The organism is Bittarella massiliensis (ex Durand et al. 2017) (assembly GCF_009876955.1).
Classification (GTDB): domain Bacteria; phylum Bacillota; class Clostridia; order Oscillospirales; family Ruminococcaceae; genus Bittarella; species Bittarella massiliensis.
The window spans coordinates 269,483-285,091 of record NZ_WWVY01000003.1; the positions used below are offsets into that span (position 1 = coordinate 269,483).

Consider the following 15,609-nt stretch of genomic DNA (forward strand, 5'->3'; position numbering starts at 1 on the left):
CGTCACCTCAATTCTTTGTAATAGAGCCGTTTGGGGCCGGTGTTGCGGCTGTCGGCTCTGGGGCGCCCCGGCACATTCCAGTTCCCGCCGCCTCGCAGTCCCGGCGCACATTGCCAGCCGGAAGCCCGCAGGCTGGCTCCGTTTTCGGTTGCAAGGGTGTAGGTGATGATTTTCTGATAGCCCATCAGTTTCGCAATCCGGGCGCACCGGCTGTAAAGGAAACTGCACCCGTTGGCAATACCATCGGTGCAAAGCCGGGTCACTTCCGCTGTTTTCCCATCATCCAGTCGGCGGGCAACGGGGCGCCCCACAATCGCAACTCCATGAACGGCATCCAAATCATCTACGACAGCCACACAGAATTTACAGCCGCGCACCTGCCCACTGTGCCGGTGATGCGCCAGAACAAACGCATTGGCGTCCCGCAGGGAGATTGGTAGCACTCTCGATGGTATCACCTCCTGACGGAATCAACGCTTGTATTCTACGGGCTTGGTGAGCCGGATCACCGCCGCAAAGGAGATCAGCAGCACCAGCAGGCAGACCGCCAGAATCCCCTTGCCAAAGCCCGTATTCACAAGCACCTCGTACCAGTCTTTATTCAGGAAGTATAGCAATGGGATGTTGCCAATGAGCAGGAATGCCATTGTGATAAATTCCTTGAAAGGCTCATAAAGCAGATAGTCCAGTTCCGCTGCAACAATCCGCATATCCGAAAGTTTCCCGATGATCGGGGTGAGCGTGCTTTTCAGGCTCTTATCGTCCTGACAGGCAATAGCGGCATCCACCCATTCCCGAAACACATAGTTGTCCAGCTTGGGCTTCATGTTGGAGAGCGCCTGTTTCACATCGGCGCTTATCATATTGGTTTCGGCCAAAAAGCCTCGGAACACATCAGCCACAGGCGGGTTCAGGTAATGAATGTTTTCTTCCACAGCGGTTATCATGCTCTCGCTGCGCAGATAGGAACTTGTGATGATGGACAGTCCGGTTTCAATCTCGTTGTTCATCAGCTTTTTATAGCTGTGAGAGGTGAACAGAACATACCAGAATGGGAGCAAGCCCATTCCGGCCGCCAAAACCGGCAGCATAAAGTAGTTCTGAATTACAATACAGATCACAGCGCCCATTGCCGCCAGGAACAGCGAGAAAGCGCAGACGGCGGCAAACTTCCCACCCTTTCCGGTGAGGATCAACATCTCCCGTGCTTCCTGCACGGTTTTACGGATGCCCTTTGGCTCTTTGGGGTGGTTGACCTGCTGGATTCGCTTGGAAATCGGCTGTCGGCGCCCGGAAAGCGGCTTGGTCAGTTCCTCTGCAAATGTAAAGGGGGTCATGCCCAGAATCAAGAAGATGCCGGTCAGCATCCCGACAAAGGCCAGCAAAATCAATACAATCACGCAGTTTCCTCCTTTCCGGTATCCAGTTTTACACCGCCACCGGCGATACGCTCCAGCAGACGGGGCGGCATACCGTTCTCCAAAAGCCGCTTTTGCAGGCTGGCCGAGATCGTGGATACCTTTTGAAACTCGCCATGCACCTTTACCTTGCCATCTTCGATAGAGGTTTCCGATACATGATAGCGGTAAAGGGTGTGGAGCTGCCGGGTGCCGTCCTCCAGAATCTCACATTCGGTGATCTCCATGACACGGCGGCTGTTGTCCTCCAGCTTTTTCACAAACAGAACGATGGGAAACGCTTCTGTCACCAGGTTATACAGGGTTTTGTCACCCATATCGTATTTCTGGGTACACAGCGTTACCATGCGGTAATAGGTAGCCTTGCAGCTATTGGCATGGGTGGTGGTGATAACTGCGTGGCCGGTGCGGGCCGCCTCTTGTGCGGCGAAAGCCTCGGCCGATTTCATCTCACCGACACACACAATGTCCGGGTTACAGGTCAGGGCAAACTCCAAAAGGCGCTCCTGATCGTAATTCTGCTTGGGATCGTCAGAAAAACGGGTAACGGTATGGACCACATTGTTGATGACATTTCCGTCTGCATCCTCTTTCACAAGGTCAAATTCGCGGCACCCATTTTCAATGGTGAAGATTCTCTTTTCGTTGGGAATGGTGGAGAGAATCCAGCTCATCAGCGTGGTTTTACCGCTGCCGGTGGAACCAGTCACACAGATGGACAAACCGAACCGGAGAACTTCGGCCAGAAAGTCCAGCATTTCGGCGGTGGCTGTCCCGTAGCCAATGAAATCATCACGGCTCAACTGCTTGGGATTCACGATACGGATGGATGCAGCCACACCTTTTTCTTTGTCCGTGAGCGGATTGCCCAGAACCGTGATACGGATTTTATTGGAGAGATGGCCCACCACACCCGGCTGACTGTTATCCAGAATCATGCCGGACTTATGAAGGAGTCTGCGGATTACATCAACAGCGTGCTGTGGGGTCTGGAACCGATCTTTGGTGGGAACCACACGCCCGTCTGCATAAGTGATTTTCACATCTTTCCACGAATTGATGTTAATTTCCTCCACATCATTTGCGAAAAGATAGGGCGTCAAGAAGGAGAACTCGGCCATTTCCGTATAGAGTTTGTCGATCAGTTCCTCATGGCTCATGCCCTCAACGCCCAGACTGTAATCGTTGAGATACTTTGCGATGTATGCGGTGATCTGCTGGTGCTGCTCCTCCGGGTTATCGGTAATCAGGGTCGAATACTTGCTGGCGAGATATTCCTGAATCTCCGCCAGCACTTCGGGAAATGTCCGCTTGTTCCTGCTGGTATTGAAGAACAGGTCAATATTACTTGCCATCTCCGAACACCTCCCCGGCAATAGCGGCAATGACCGGCTCATAGGTCTTGGCCTCTTTACCGGAAAGCGGTTCCAGCAGTTTCAGCGTCGCCGCCTGTTCCTCCAACGAAGGAAGATACGGCAGCCGGTATTTCACACCGCCAAAGGAGTTCTCGTATTCGCTGCCGCCCTGATAGGGGCGCGTGTTGGACAGCACCTTGATGTGCTGTTCCGGTTTGAACTTTCTGTCAGCAACCAGCGACAGATAGGACGAGAAGTAGGAGATGGCCTTCAGGTCACAGCTGCACACCCGCAGCACATCATCCGCCACCTCCAGTGCGGTGGTCGCCAGCACATTGCCGGTCAAAAGGCTGGTGCAGTCCACAATCACATAGTCTGCGATGTGCCGCAGCAGGACCAGCATATCCACCGCCTTTTCCTTGCTGTACTCCGCATGGGTAAAGACATTTTCACCGGCCTTGTAGCCCAGAAAGCTGATATAGGGGTTTTTCTCACAGGGAACGCAGGTCTTGAGAACCTGTTCCTGCGTCATTCCGGGAGCCGCCAGCAGTTCGCCTACGGACACATCCGGCAGTTTCTTCTCGCTGACCACAGCCGGAAGCGTGGGCGCCGTCACATCGGTAAACACCAGCACCACATTTTTCTTCCGCTTGGACAATTCCAGGGCCAGTTTGACCGCAGTTACGGTTTTACCGCCCCCAGGGCTGCCCCACACAGCAAGCATCTGTTTCTGCTTATTCGCCATCGGTATTCTCAACCTCCTGTTCCTCTGCGGGTTCATTGCCGGCCGCATTATCACCGGTGTTGTCGGCCACATTGTTATCACCGGATACCTCACCCTGTTCGCCATCCTGAGCTGCGGTATCTTCCTCCGGCTCCACAAAGAACTGATCCTGAGCTGCCAGGAACTTTTCGGCGTTCTCACGGGTTCCACGGTACACAAACGCCAGGTGCAGACTGTTGGATTCCTCCAAATGCGCAAGGAGTTGTGCCTGTTCGGTATTTACCAGCAGGGTAATGGTGGACGGGAGCGATTCTTCGGGATTTTCTTCCTCGTCATCCTGGGGCGCCTGATATTCCTTGTCGGCGCCGGAACTCTGTGTTGCGGCCAGGACCTCTACATACTTGAGTTCCGGGGGCTGGGTGGTTTCCCCGGTGTCCTTATCGGTTGCAAAGAGCATGATGATGTCACCAGCTTCCACCTTGCCGGAACCACCTTTGGCAAAGGTGGGAATGGTAACGGAGATCGCCACTTTGGAACCGTCCAGCTTGGTCAGGTACTCGTACTGAGTCAGCGGTTCAGAAGAAAGCCAGCCGGTGTTTACATCTGTGTTTTTGCGAAGCTCTACATCGGTATATCGGCCTACTACCTCGTCAAGTGATGTGGCAATGGCGTCAGACATACCGGACGCGCCTCTGGTGTAGACCTCAACCATATCCGCCGTGATATAGGTGCCACGGGGAATCACCTCGGCTTTCACCCGTACCGCTTCGGTCTGGGCCTTCAAACCCGCATTGAAAAGGGGCGTGATGCCAAAGCAAACCAGGACGGCCAGCAGGATACAAACCGCACCGATGATCGTCCGGTTCCTGAAAATATTCTTGTTCAAGTTGATACCTCCATTTGTTCAAATTACAGCGGCCGCAGCCGCAAGCCAATAAGCAGTTACGCCGCCAATGCAGAAAAACGGGGCAAGGGGTAGCCGGATGGAAGAAAAGTCCTGCCTGCGAAACCCAAACAGCATTACCCCTGTAAGCACGGCCAGGAACAGAGATAAAATGCTGTGCAGCAGACCAGGCCACACTCCCAGGACAAAGCCGCAAGCCCCCATCAGCTTAATGTCCCCGCCGCCAATGGCAAGGGCTTTCCCATGTGTCAGCAATGCGGCCAACAGGTACGGGCCTCCCGTAACAAGAAGCCCCGCCACAGAAGCGGCGGGGCGCAGCTCTATCAAGCCACAGACTAAAATCATGGCGGGAATCAGATTGGGAATCTCTCGTTCTTTCATATCCCAGAGCGCAGCACAAGCCAACAGCAGGCCAAATACCACGCCTTTTACAATCAGAGGATTCATGGCTCCATATCACCGACCCACTCCAGATCTGGGTTGTCCAGTATCTCGCTATGCAAATCATAGAAATACCGTAGTTCCACGGGCGGCTCACCATTGACGTCAAACTCATGGCGGCGAAGTTCATTTAACCGTTTTCCCGCCGCTTGTGTGGCCGTGCTTTGGATTCGGTCTATGTCCAGATAGGAGTAATCATTTCCCATCCATTCCGTATAGAGAGCCGTCAAAGGCTGCGGATAAGACAACAGAGCGTCCGTTTCCCACTCGTCCAACCCTTCCTCCAGATGGCAGAGAAAATCTTCTTTGATGATTTTCTCATAAGCGTGGTCAAGAATTTCTTTGGGCGGCAGGGCGGCGAGTTCTTCCATACGGGCATCAAACTCGGCTTTGGCCCGTTCATAGAGCAGGTCGCCCCGGTACTCAGCGCCTTTGTCCTGAAGGAAGTAGTACACCACTTCGCTGATATTGTTCGGATTCATGCAGCGATCCGGGACGGGTGTGTTGCGGAATGACCATGCCGATTCCAATACATTTTCCATCGAAAGCAGCATATTCCGCTGAATATCACACAGCGGAATATTTATCAGTTCATCTCGGATTGCGAGCATGGTCTGAAGCTGCTCAAAATACGGATCGCCGGAAGAAAGTTCCTCCGGCGGCCGGGCAAAGCGATGAAGTTCCATCTCCAGCTTTTCTTTTAATGCGTCAGTTTCCAGCATGAATCACCTCCATCACATGATTTGTCGATAGAATACGGCGATGGCGGTCATTGCGACCGCCATGCCGATGAAAATGGGCCACGGGTTCCAATTTTTCTGAAACATCTTATTCTCCACATTCCAATGCCTTCTGTGCGGCAAGGATTTGTTTCCCAATGGCGTAGATTACAGGAACCGTCACGGAATTACCGGCCTGCCGGTATAGCTGATTGTCGCTGTTGACCGCCCGTGCCTTATCAAACATCTCGTCCGTAAAGCCTTGCAGTCGCCAGCACTCACGGGGCGTCAGCCTGCGGATCAGGCCGCACCCGGCAAAAGCTGTGCCTTGATTACAAGAGGTTTCCAGCGTCGTGGCAAGGTCTTTGCCGACCCGTCCGCGCCGCGTCTTGCTCTCCGGGAAAGAAAGGTTGATACTGTCGCCGCAGCGGGCAATATCATATCCTTTCTTTGTCGCTTCTCGAATCTGCATCCCGTAGGGACACTCATCGCAGTCTTGAAATAGCACTCCATGCCGATCCTGCGCCGTAACGGTGAAAGACGGCTCCCCGCAGTTCTTGATTCTCCGTCCGTTTTGCCGTTTTTCTTCCCGATCTGGGGTCACGACAGCACGGCAGCCATAGAACACCCCGGAACTGCCGCCCCAATTACTGATGGTGCGGTTATAGGCGGAGAGGATGCAACGGGCTTCTCTGGTGAGTTTCGCCTTCCCGGTGCAAATGTCCACAAAGGACAGAACCGCATCCTTGTCCATCCCTGCGGGAGAGATCAGGACACCGGAATTGTCCCCGCCACGGTTGGTAATACCGCTGTAATACTTGGCTTTGATACAACGGGCGTGGTCGGTCAGTTTGGGATTTCCGTTGCAAAGGTCAACGAAATACAGACCGGTCTTTCCGCCCCAGCCACCAGACTGTGCAGCCATTGTTACGCTGATGCCTGCCGGGTCATAGACGCGCTGCCCCTGCATACCGCCTATGAGTTGGATAAGAGCTTTGCCACTGCCTGCGGGGACAGGAAATATTTTGGGTCCGCGTCCGGCTCCAGGATGTCGGCAAGCGACAATGAACACTCGCTCACGATTTTGAGGGGGGCCGAAATACTTTGTATTGAGAAGTCCGTATTCGATACGATAGCCGAGTGAGGCCAGCGTATCGAGAACGGTCGCAAAGTCCCATCCTCCATGAATGGATAGGAGATTCTTAACATTTTCAAGGACAATCCATGTGGGTCGATTTTCAGGACTTTGGCCTTTGACGAGGTGAGCAAGTGTAAAAAAGAGTCCACTTCTTGCTCCGTCAAGCCCTCGCTGGCGGCCAGCGACCGAAATATCTTGGTTATTCCGAATTCGGAATAATCAGAATTATGCCGAAGAAATAGTTATTCCGAAGTTGCTGCATCAAGTCCCATGAATTCGGAACTTTCCACAAAAACTTCGGAATAACAAAACTATACGGTCAAGCAGCATCCGTGCTCAAATCAAGTCAACCCAGACAGTTTCAAGATCATCTCCTCGTTATCAGCCCAGATTTCATCGGGTGCGGGCTTGGCCTTGCGGACAGCATCGGCCTTTTGAATCGCAGCCCGCTTCATCTCGGTGTCCGCATGGGCGTAGATCATCGTAGTTTCAACCTGTGCATGGCCAAGATACTGCGAAAGCAGCACCATGGGCATTCCAGACTGGTATAAGTGCATTGCCCGTGTGTGCCGCATCATATGCGGGTGGATGTGTTCCGGGACTTCCGGGCAAACAAGCTTCGCCATGCTTCCGTATTTTATAAAGAACGCAGATACCGTATCGGGAGACATTTTTTGCTGTGTCCCATGAATCACAGTGAAGAAAAGTGGTGCTTCACTGTGGTAATCTGCGGTCGGATGAAACTTGCGCAGATATTGCTTGCAATGCTGAACCGTCTTGCTGAGCAGTGGGACTGTGCGGATTTTGCGCCCTTTTCCGTGCAGATACGCAATCGGGTGTTTTGCGTCAAGGCGCAGATCACAAACTTTCATATCGAGAAGCTCACTGCACCGGGCTGCGGTATCGTACATGAGGATCATGAATACCAGATTCCGCAAATCTTTGGGCTTGGATGGATCAGGCTGCTGAAGCAGTGCAGTCAATGACGGTTCGGTCAGAAATTCAACGATCCGCCCATGAGACTCCTTGGAGGGGATGTTGCAGGCGGAAAGGTACAGTGCCGTTTGTGTGCAATCAATCTGTCCAGCAAAATCCAGAAAAGACCGCAGTGCCATCAAGCGCTGGTTGCGGGTAGAGGCACTGCATCTCCGCGCATTTTCCAACCAGGCCAGGAAACCGAGAATGGCGTCCCGGTCAATGCGGGAGAAAGTCAATTCGGTGGCTCCAATTCCCATCTCATCTCTCATATAAGCTACAAAAAGATTGAGCGTCTGTCTGTAGGAGAGAATCGTATTCTCACTGAGGCAGCGCTGCTTGGGCAGATAGTCCAAAAGGAAACGCCGAACCACATCAAAAAAATCATTCATCGGCCCTTACCTCCGGCAAGAACGCTTCAGCAGAAGAAAACGCGAATCCGGACATCTCCTCCAGCAAACCGGGGACCAGGTGGATGTAGTAGTAAGTGTCCGAGAGCTGTGCGTGGCCCATGTATGCACTCAGATAGGGCAGCATGGCGTTCAGGTCTTTGCCCTCACGCATCCAGCGATACAGCCTGTGGGTAGCGAAAGTATGACGAAAATCATAAAGACGCGGGGAACGGCGGCCAGTTCCTGTAATGGCGGCTTTCTTCAAAACCTGGCGGAACGTCTTCTCCAGCCCCCTCTTTCCGTAAAAGCCGCCCTCAGAGTTGGGGAAGAACGGCTCACGTTCTGGCATAACGGAGGCTACGATGGCGCTGCAATCTGAGAGCATCTGCGTCACATCTTCTGCCATCATAACAATGCGGCTCCTGTGCTTCTTGCTCTCCATAATGTTCAGCCGCCCAATTTCCAAATCTACATCGCTTACTCGAAGCTTTCTGGCCTCAGCCGGACGCAGACCGCAGCAATACATCAGCTTTACCATAGCCGGGATCACATATTGCCGTACCGGGAAACCGCCTCTCGGTTTCAAATGGTCGAAAACATCCCAAATTGTCAGGATGTCGTCCTCGGTATAGATGTACGGAGCGTAAGGAGCATCTTTCCTGGCAATATCCGGCGGCAGAACGTAGGCGGCCTCACCGTTGCGATTCAGGTATCTGGCAAACTCGCGCACCGGCATCATGCGGTTGCGGAAGGTATTGTTGCCCTCTGTATTCTTTTTCGTAGCCCAAGCCAGGCAAAGCTCCTCGGTCAGAAAGTTTTCTTCAGGAAAATGCGTCATGCAAAAGCGGTCAAAGTCCCGCAGGAGGCGAGAGGATTCCAGATAACCAAACCCCAATGCGTTTTTCTGCGCGATAAAGTCCTCGATTCGGGCAGCAAAGCAGCTCTCAAAGGTGTACGTCATTTCAGCCCCCCGCCTTTCTGTGGGAGAGCAGGGGCAACGCACACTGCTTCAGTCCTTGCTCATCAATAGACAGATACAGCTTCATAGAGTCCATATCCCTGTGGCCGAGAAGCTGCTGGATCAGTTCAAAGGATACCTCATTCTGGAGCAGTCTTGTCCCAAATGTCCGGCGAAGCGCGTGAAAGGCACGACGTTTCGCCGGAATTCCTGCCAGCTTCATGTGCTTGGAAACAACCCCGCTGGCAGAACGCGCGTCAAGCGGGCGGATCACTCCCGTATGGCACAGGAAGATATTCGGAAGCGCGGAATCCGGGCGGCCATTGAGAATATAATCCGCAATCGCGTTCCCGCTTTCTGCTTCCAGTGGAAGGGACAGCGGTTCACCAGTTTTGTGTTGAACCAGACGAATTTCCCTCGCCCTCCAATCAATGCTACCCAGTTCCAGCCGAACAATGTCACAGGCCCTCAAACCGCTCTGCGCAGCCAGTACCATCATGGCATAATCCCGTTTCCCAATGGCCGTAGTCCTGTCCGGATGTTCCAGCAGATATTCCAGTTCATCCTCAGTAAAGCCCTCATGGAACATTTTTCGGGTTGCCATAAGTTCCGGCAGAGACTGACTCAGGTCAGTGATTGTCAAGTTACGTTCAAATAAAAATCTCAGAAACAGCCGCACAGAAAAAATTGCTGAACCAAGTCCACCGGCGTAATGCGCTGCAAAACTGGTAACACACCCATTTACATTTATCAGAGTGAAATCCGCCAAAGAGCGGAACCCATGATCCTCCATTTCAAACAAGAACCGACGTATAGCGCTCCTGGCGACATTGCGTGTAGTCTCAGCCATGCTTTCGCTTTGTTTGGTGTGTGTACAAAATTCTCTTAAAAGTGAGTTGAACGGCTCAACAAGTTCCCGTTGCCCCCAGTTTGGAACCTTCGCCAAAGTAATATGACCTGTCTGGTGCATCTCCTGTATCCAATACGCAGCCTTGCGCAAGTTTTGATATGAGCCTCTGCCAATTTGCCCGTACTCATATTGAATCCGTTTCTCTGCAACGATCTGATCCAAAATTTCTCCCGAAAATCGATCTGTCCCAGATTCATAGTGTCGATTCAAGATGATCGCCAGACCTTCGTTCCTGTAATGGCCAACTGTTGCGTCAGTAAGGCCAAGTTCCAACATCGCGCTGTTGGTTCTCCAGACCAGCGCGTAAATGTTATCCAAATCCGCAAGCTGCTCTGGAGTTGGTGTGTCCTTCCAGATGCTTTGTCGTGGTCGCCGCAATGCAGGCATCCAAGGGGACAACGGCGGCAGATCCACTGAGCCTTTTTCTGCACAATGTTTTAAGAGTTCGCATCCCCTGCGGAGCAGTCTCCACTTCCAGACCGAAAATGCCCCTTGATCAAAAAATTCACGCTGTTCAAGTAAAAATGCATCTAACATTTCAGGGGCTGCGCAAAGAATACCTTTTGCTTGAAAGTGGCGGATGACGCAGCCAATGCCGGTGTGGGTATATGCGTGCAGACTTTTGCCGCTTATACCTTGGTCAGATAAAAGTTCCAATATTTGCGTAGCGGTTGCAACCAAATCAATCGTTTCCATAGTCCTCCTCCTGTATCTTTGATGGCAGGCTGTGTTGCCTGCGCTCTCATTATACAGGTTTGGCGGACGCTTTTGTTATTCCGATGTTTTTGTGGAAAGTCCAGGATTTATGGGACTTGATGCAGCAACTTCGGAATAACTATTTCTTCGGCATAATCCTGACACGGGAATCCTCCTGCCCACAGGTCTGCTCTGGGGAGATCTGCGGGGGCGACTTTTGTGATGTCGGCTGCATACCATTCATCCTCCTTTACATCGTGAATGGCTCTGTAACTGCGGTCGGCATACTTATCAATCTCACAATGCCCCACACAGCGCATCCCGCATAGCTCAAAGCCCTTGCGGAAACCGCCGATGCCTGCGAAGAAATCCAGAAATGTCATCTGCTCCATCGGCAGCCTCACAGTTCTGCCGTCATATCCTCGTCAAGCTCATCCTGCTCGATTTCATTCATGTGGTTGGTTTCTTCCTGTTCGTCCTCAAGCTCCATCAGCTTCACAAAGACGGCATTTACAACACACGGATCAATCTCCGTGACATATCGGGTGGTCGGGTCTACCTGATGTGCCTCCCTCGGCTCTCTTGCGTCGGGGAAGTCCGTTTTGCCCGCTCGGTCAAGCACGGCCTGATCGAACCGCGCGTCCCAATCGGAAAACTGGATGGTACGGGACAGCACATACATCGCCCGCTCTGTTCCATAACAACGCACCAATTCTTCAATAAAGGCGTCCAGTTCACGGGTATTAAAGGCAGTCATGGCCTTATCCTGAATGAAGTTGCGGCAGGACATATTGATGTTGTAGCTGTCACACCAGAGAGCCGCTTCATCCTTTCGGGCGGCTTCCTCCAGCGAGGGGTAGTAGACCGGAATGGTTGCGTACATCACTCAAGCCCCCATTCATCCCCGTAACGATACGGGTAGATTTTCTGTCCGCGTAAAAAGCGAATCAGGTTTTGCACCTGATCTACCACGGACAAATTGCTCTGGTCTTTGGTAGTCATCATCACAGAGCCAAAGATACCGGCCAGGGCCAGGATAACGGTAGTGGTCACATTGCCGGTAAAAAGCCAGGCCAGCGCCGCTATGCCGCCCATCACCAGGGACCCCACAATGGATTGAAAAAGCTGCTTTTTCCCAAAGCCGGTAAACAGTTCGGCCTCCGGCTTCACGCCCAGAGGGATGTAGAGTTTCAAATCTTCGTCCATTTGCACCTCCTGTCAGGAATAATAGTACAGAATCAGGTCTTTGATCTGCCAGATGGATTCTGCGATGATGTAGAAGATCACCGTGTTGCGGGCGCGCTTTTTATACTGCGCTGCTTGTTCCTCGGCTGCGGTCAAACGCACCAGGCAGTAGATGAAACGGGCGACCGCACCAACACGCACAAGCAGGATGATGGCATTTGAAATATCGTCCATTGTCACCATCGGCCATCACCTCACTTTCCCATGCCCTTGACCATCTGCACCAGCCGTACAGAATGGTATGCGTTGTTGACAATGGCGCCGCCGCCACCGCCACCGGTCGTAATGAGGAAGTCCTGAAGGAACTTCGGTGTCCGCACCGCAAGAATCATACAGGCCACGCCCCAGAAGATGTGCATATTCATCATCAGGCCAACCCCCAATTTCGCAAGAGAAACCTGAATTACCACAGAGAGCGCAGACTGGAAGAACTTGCTCATGTAGGGCTTGAATACACCTTTGTCATTGTCAATCAGACCAACGCAGGCCAACGGAATGCCCACTCGCAAGATCAGGATTTCAAGCCCGCGCATCAGGAATTGGAAATACAGAATGAAATAGACGATGACAAATACCAGACCAAAGATGGCCGTCACAAGTCCCATCGTCGAGATGCCGGATACCCAGCCAGCCCAATCGTAAGCGGTGGCAAGGCCGATGGCCTCCAACATTTTATTGCTCATTTCCTCTACAATCGTGGCAAGCCAGTCATACATGGTGGGAAAGCAGATTGCTACCGCCATTGCCTTGAAGAAGTTTGTGAGAATGGCTATGGGTTCTTCATCTGCATCCCCGTCCGACCACAGTACATAGGTTTCAAAGCCTTTTTTCAGGAACTTCAGCACAATCAGGGACACACCAAAGCCGAACACAATGTCAAACAGGGATTGAAACAGATCAACCCCGGCCAAAGTGGACATATACTGCTCTGCATACAGGGTAAGAGGGATGATCCCTTCCATCAGCCCATCAATGTAGGCGATTGCTCCATTCAGCAGGGCCACAATCAGCAGCACTAAGATATATTCCAATCAGCAACCACCTCCTTTCTGGGGGCGGCGCTCGGCCGCCCCCCAATAGGGATTGGAATATGGGGCAGTAATCAGGACGCAGCAGCTTCCTCGTTCTGCACGGCGGCCTCATACGCTTCCAGCACGGCAGCGGAGAGCTTCGCCCGCAGCTCCTTCGTCATAGGGAAGCAATGCTCCACCCACTCGCCCTTGACATTCCGGCGGCTGGGCAGGGACACAAACAGCCCCTTTTCGCCCTCGACGACCCGCACATTCTTCACCAGAAAGCAGTCATCCAGGACCACGCTGCACACCGCCCGCAGCTTGTCGGGACCGGTAAAAGTCTTTTTGATTTCCGCTTTGAACTCCATTGAAAAACCTCCTGTCAAAAATTATGGCGGGGCCGATGGCCCCGCCGCTGCTTGTTCCGATCAGCCGCCGTAGTTGAACATATCCTTGATGCGCTGGGTGATGGTGGGCAGCACGGTGTCGTCCACGATCAGGTACAGACCGGCCAGGATCAGGGCGCCCAGGACGATGGAGATCAGCACAGTAATCGCCACATCCAGCGTACCCTGACCGGTGCGGTCGGTCAGCGCCGCCGCCGTGCGGTCGGCCAGCTCACGGGCCTTCTGCTTGGCAGTCCAGATAGAAGTCATAGCCTTAACCTGAGTGTTGCGGATGAAGTTAGCCATAGTTTTTTCCTCCTGTTAATAAAGTGATTTATTTAGCAAGGCGCGGAAATCGCCTGTACTACGGAATGTATCCCGGCTTACTGGTAGTAGCCGAGAATCAGGTTCAGGGTGGCGGAACCGAGTACGGCGCCAATGCAGGACACCACCGCCACCACAATGCGGTTGTTCCACTTTTTCTGATCCATCTCGTCAGCCATGCCGCGCCGGATGCAGAAATAGATGATAAGCAGACCGGCCACAACCGGCGCCAGCACCATCAGCCAGGTCGTCACATCACCGATCAACTGCTCGGTTCCCTTGACGATCTGGCTATCCTGCACACCGGCAGCATAGGCCGGTGCGGACATAAAAAAAGAGGCGGCAAGTGTGGCGATTCCAGCACCTGCCGCCCGGACAGTCTGTTTCAGCCTGCCCGCCGTCTGGTTGATTTTCTCTTTCATTCAAGACCTCCTATGAGTTAATCATCATCAAGGCCGCCGCCCATAGCGCCCTTTTGCTGTGCAAGGCGGCGCATGATGTCTTTCTGGTAGTAAATCCAGATGTTCCACAATGCGATTTCCTGTTTCGTGTCGGTGATGATTGGCCGTTTCTGTTCCCGTTCTTCCCGCAGCCTGCGGTTATGCTCCATATCACCCAACCCCAACATCTTGTTGAACATCCATTGAGAAAGGTCGGGTGCATACATCATAGCGGGATGGTCGCGGCTGGTGATAATCTGATGGGGACGTTTGACACGCCGGACCTCATCCGTGTTGAGCAGCTTCCGCTCGGTCAGACTGACGCTCTGGGAGTTAGAGGGGGTTGTGTATTTGCCGTTGCTGGCCGAAAGCTGGTAACTGGATGTGGTGTAGCTGCCGAGTTTGTCGGACATCTCCCGCAGCGTTTCCGGGTCATCGCTTTGCAGGTACGCCCATACCTGACAGTTGCCTTTGATCGTGTTGGCGATATTGTCACTGTACTTTTCTTTCAGTTGGTCGAAGCCCTGCACAAACAGCGCATATCGCATCCCACGGCCAGCCGCCACGGTCAGTTTGTTGGTCATGTCGCTGATGGGAGTGAAGTTGCCATACTCGTCAAGGATGAAGTTGACACGGCGCTCCAGACGCCCGCCGCGCCTGTCTGCTGCCTCTGCCAGAAGCTCATATTGCTGCGACACAATGAGAGAAGCAATGGGATAAAAGGTGGTTTTCTCGTCGGGCAGGATTACAAACAACGCCTGCTTTTTACTGCCCATATCTGCAAGGGTAAAATCGCTGGTATGGGTGATAGCGTAGATGGACTTCGAGGTGAACAGCCGCAAGGTGGTCAGGGCAGAGGTGTAGAAGCTGCCTCTGGTACGGGACGGCGCCACATCGGAAATGGACAGAAGCGCCCGTGCTGGGTGGGACGGAGAGAGTTTCTTGACATACTCCAACAGCGGCATCTTATTTCCGATGGTACGGCACATTTCCGAAATGAACCAATACACATTGGTCATGTTCTGAAATTCCGGTCGTTTTTGGTTGTCGCACACCACGCAAAGAATGGCAGCCGCTATGATGGAACATTCACCGTTCGTCCAAATCTTTTCGCCCTCCGGCTTACCAACCAGATTGTTCGTCAAGTCCCAGGCCAGCATTTCTGCACGGTCGGTGTCTCCCTCACTGATGGCGTCAATGATGGGCTGGAGCAGATTGTAGCGCATACTCTTTTCGGGGTTCTTGAAGTCCAGCACCAAAACCTCATAACCCAACTTTTTCAGGAAATCAGCGGTGTAGTGGAACAATTCGGCTTTGGGGTCGGAGCAGAAGATGGATTCTCCGGCGAGTCCCAAAAGACAGATACTTTCCAGAACCAGACATCTTGATTTACCGGAACGAGTGGCGCCAACGCAGAGCAGGTGGCAGTCATCACCGACAAAATAGATTTTTTCTTTATCACCCTCCTTTCGCATACCTACCACCACGCCGCCTTTTTTTAGCGGAGTATCCGCTCCCAAAGGTTCCTGCTTGGGAATACCTTTGGGGTGAAGGTTCAACTTCAATTTATC

At 52.8% G+C, this 15,609-nt stretch carries 20 protein-coding genes; all 20 read right to left on the minus strand.

Features of this window, described 5'->3' with window-relative positions; all coding sequences use genetic code 11:
- Positions 1–2 precede the first annotated feature (2 nt).
- Positions 3–443: an XF1762 family protein gene (locus GT748_RS05165; RefSeq protein WP_006354138.1), complete on the minus strand. Its 441-nt coding sequence runs from the start codon at positions 441–443 to the stop codon at positions 3–5.
- A 27-nt stretch (positions 444–470) separates the two neighbouring features.
- Entirely contained in the window at positions 471–1,400 is a 930-nt protein-coding gene (locus GT748_RS05170) for a type II secretion system F family protein (RefSeq protein WP_161213331.1), read from the minus strand.
- Positions 1,397–2,773 carry a CpaF/VirB11 family protein gene (locus GT748_RS05175; RefSeq protein ID WP_154238254.1) on the minus strand — a complete coding sequence of 459 codons (1,377 nt, stop codon included), beginning with the start codon at positions 2,771–2,773 and terminating at the stop codon, positions 1,397–1,399. The genes GT748_RS05170 and GT748_RS05175 overlap by 4 nt, the downstream gene beginning before the upstream one ends.
- Entirely contained in the window at positions 2,763–3,518 is a 756-nt protein-coding gene (locus tag GT748_RS05180; RefSeq protein ID WP_025544398.1) for an AAA family ATPase, read from the minus strand. Before GT748_RS05180 ends, GT748_RS05175 begins: the two co-directional genes overlap by 11 nt.
- Positions 3,508–4,383 carry a Flp pilus assembly protein CpaB gene (gene cpaB / locus GT748_RS05185; RefSeq protein WP_154238253.1) on the minus strand — a complete coding sequence of 292 codons (876 nt, stop codon included), beginning with the start codon at positions 4,381–4,383 and terminating at the stop codon, positions 3,508–3,510. Before cpaB ends, GT748_RS05180 begins: the two co-directional genes overlap by 11 nt.
- 18 nt (positions 4,384–4,401) lie before the next feature.
- Positions 4,402–4,848 (minus strand): prepilin peptidase, encoded by a 447-nt coding sequence (locus GT748_RS05190; protein WP_087180025.1) that lies wholly within the window; start codon positions 4,846–4,848, stop codon positions 4,402–4,404.
- Positions 4,845–5,564, minus strand: coding sequence for a DUF3848 domain-containing protein (locus GT748_RS05195; protein ID WP_154238252.1), 720 nt, complete (start codon positions 5,562–5,564; stop codon positions 4,845–4,847). The genes GT748_RS05190 and GT748_RS05195 overlap by 4 nt, the downstream gene beginning before the upstream one ends.
- A gap of 106 nt (positions 5,565–5,670) precedes the next feature.
- Positions 5,671–6,909 (minus strand): DNA cytosine methyltransferase, encoded by a 1,239-nt coding sequence (locus GT748_RS05200; RefSeq protein ID WP_420917352.1) that lies wholly within the window; start codon positions 6,907–6,909, stop codon positions 5,671–5,673.
- A 131-nt stretch (positions 6,910–7,040) separates the two neighbouring features.
- Positions 7,041–8,066, minus strand: a complete 1,026-nt coding sequence (locus GT748_RS05205) for a tyrosine-type recombinase/integrase (RefSeq protein ID WP_118645467.1) — start codon at positions 8,064–8,066, stop codon at positions 7,041–7,043.
- Entirely contained in the window at positions 8,059–9,027 is a 969-nt protein-coding gene (locus GT748_RS05210) for a tyrosine-type recombinase/integrase (RefSeq protein WP_118480879.1), read from the minus strand. Before GT748_RS05210 ends, GT748_RS05205 begins: the two co-directional genes overlap by 8 nt.
- A 1-nt stretch (position 9,028) precedes the next feature.
- The gene (locus GT748_RS05215; RefSeq protein WP_154238251.1) at positions 9,029–10,630 is read right to left on the minus strand and encodes a site-specific integrase; all 1,602 of its coding nucleotides are present in this window, start codon (positions 10,628–10,630) and stop codon (positions 9,029–9,031) included.
- Positions 10,631–10,737: 107 nt separating this feature from the next.
- Positions 10,738–11,022, minus strand: a complete 285-nt coding sequence (locus GT748_RS05220) for a DNA cytosine methyltransferase (RefSeq protein WP_241675706.1) — start codon at positions 11,020–11,022, stop codon at positions 10,738–10,740.
- Between the two features lie 8 nt (positions 11,023–11,030).
- Positions 11,031–11,513 carry a DUF3849 domain-containing protein gene (locus tag GT748_RS05225; RefSeq protein ID WP_154238250.1) on the minus strand — a complete coding sequence of 161 codons (483 nt, stop codon included), beginning with the start codon at positions 11,511–11,513 and terminating at the stop codon, positions 11,031–11,033.
- Positions 11,513–11,836 (minus strand): hypothetical protein, encoded by a 324-nt coding sequence (locus GT748_RS05230; RefSeq protein ID WP_006354129.1) that lies wholly within the window; start codon positions 11,834–11,836, stop codon positions 11,513–11,515. Before GT748_RS05230 ends, GT748_RS05225 begins: the two co-directional genes overlap by 1 nt.
- A gap of 12 nt (positions 11,837–11,848) precedes the next feature.
- On the minus strand, positions 11,849–12,058 hold the full coding sequence (locus GT748_RS05235; RefSeq protein ID WP_087182907.1) for a mercury transporter: 210 nt from the start codon (positions 12,056–12,058) through the stop codon (positions 11,849–11,851).
- Positions 12,059–12,069: 11 nt separating this feature from the next.
- Positions 12,070–12,906: a conjugal transfer protein TrbL family protein gene (locus GT748_RS05240; RefSeq protein ID WP_021632268.1), complete on the minus strand. Its 837-nt coding sequence runs from the start codon at positions 12,904–12,906 to the stop codon at positions 12,070–12,072.
- Positions 12,907–12,977: 71 nt separating this feature from the next.
- Positions 12,978–13,256, minus strand: a complete 279-nt coding sequence (locus tag GT748_RS05245; protein ID WP_087182908.1) for a SpoVG family protein — start codon at positions 13,254–13,256, stop codon at positions 12,978–12,980.
- 60 nt (positions 13,257–13,316) lie between these two features.
- Complete coding sequence (locus GT748_RS05250) at positions 13,317–13,580, minus strand: DUF6133 family protein (protein WP_087182909.1); 264 nt, start codon at positions 13,578–13,580, stop codon at positions 13,317–13,319.
- 77 nt (positions 13,581–13,657) lie between these two features.
- Positions 13,658–14,020, minus strand: coding sequence for an Mbov_0395 family pilin-like conjugal transfer protein (locus tag GT748_RS05255; RefSeq protein WP_087180021.1), 363 nt, complete (start codon positions 14,018–14,020; stop codon positions 13,658–13,660).
- Between the two features lie 17 nt (positions 14,021–14,037).
- Complete coding sequence (locus GT748_RS05260) at positions 14,038–15,603, minus strand: VirD4-like conjugal transfer protein, CD1115 family (protein ID WP_087377551.1); 1,566 nt, start codon at positions 15,601–15,603, stop codon at positions 14,038–14,040.
- Positions 15,604–15,609 lie beyond the last annotated feature (6 nt).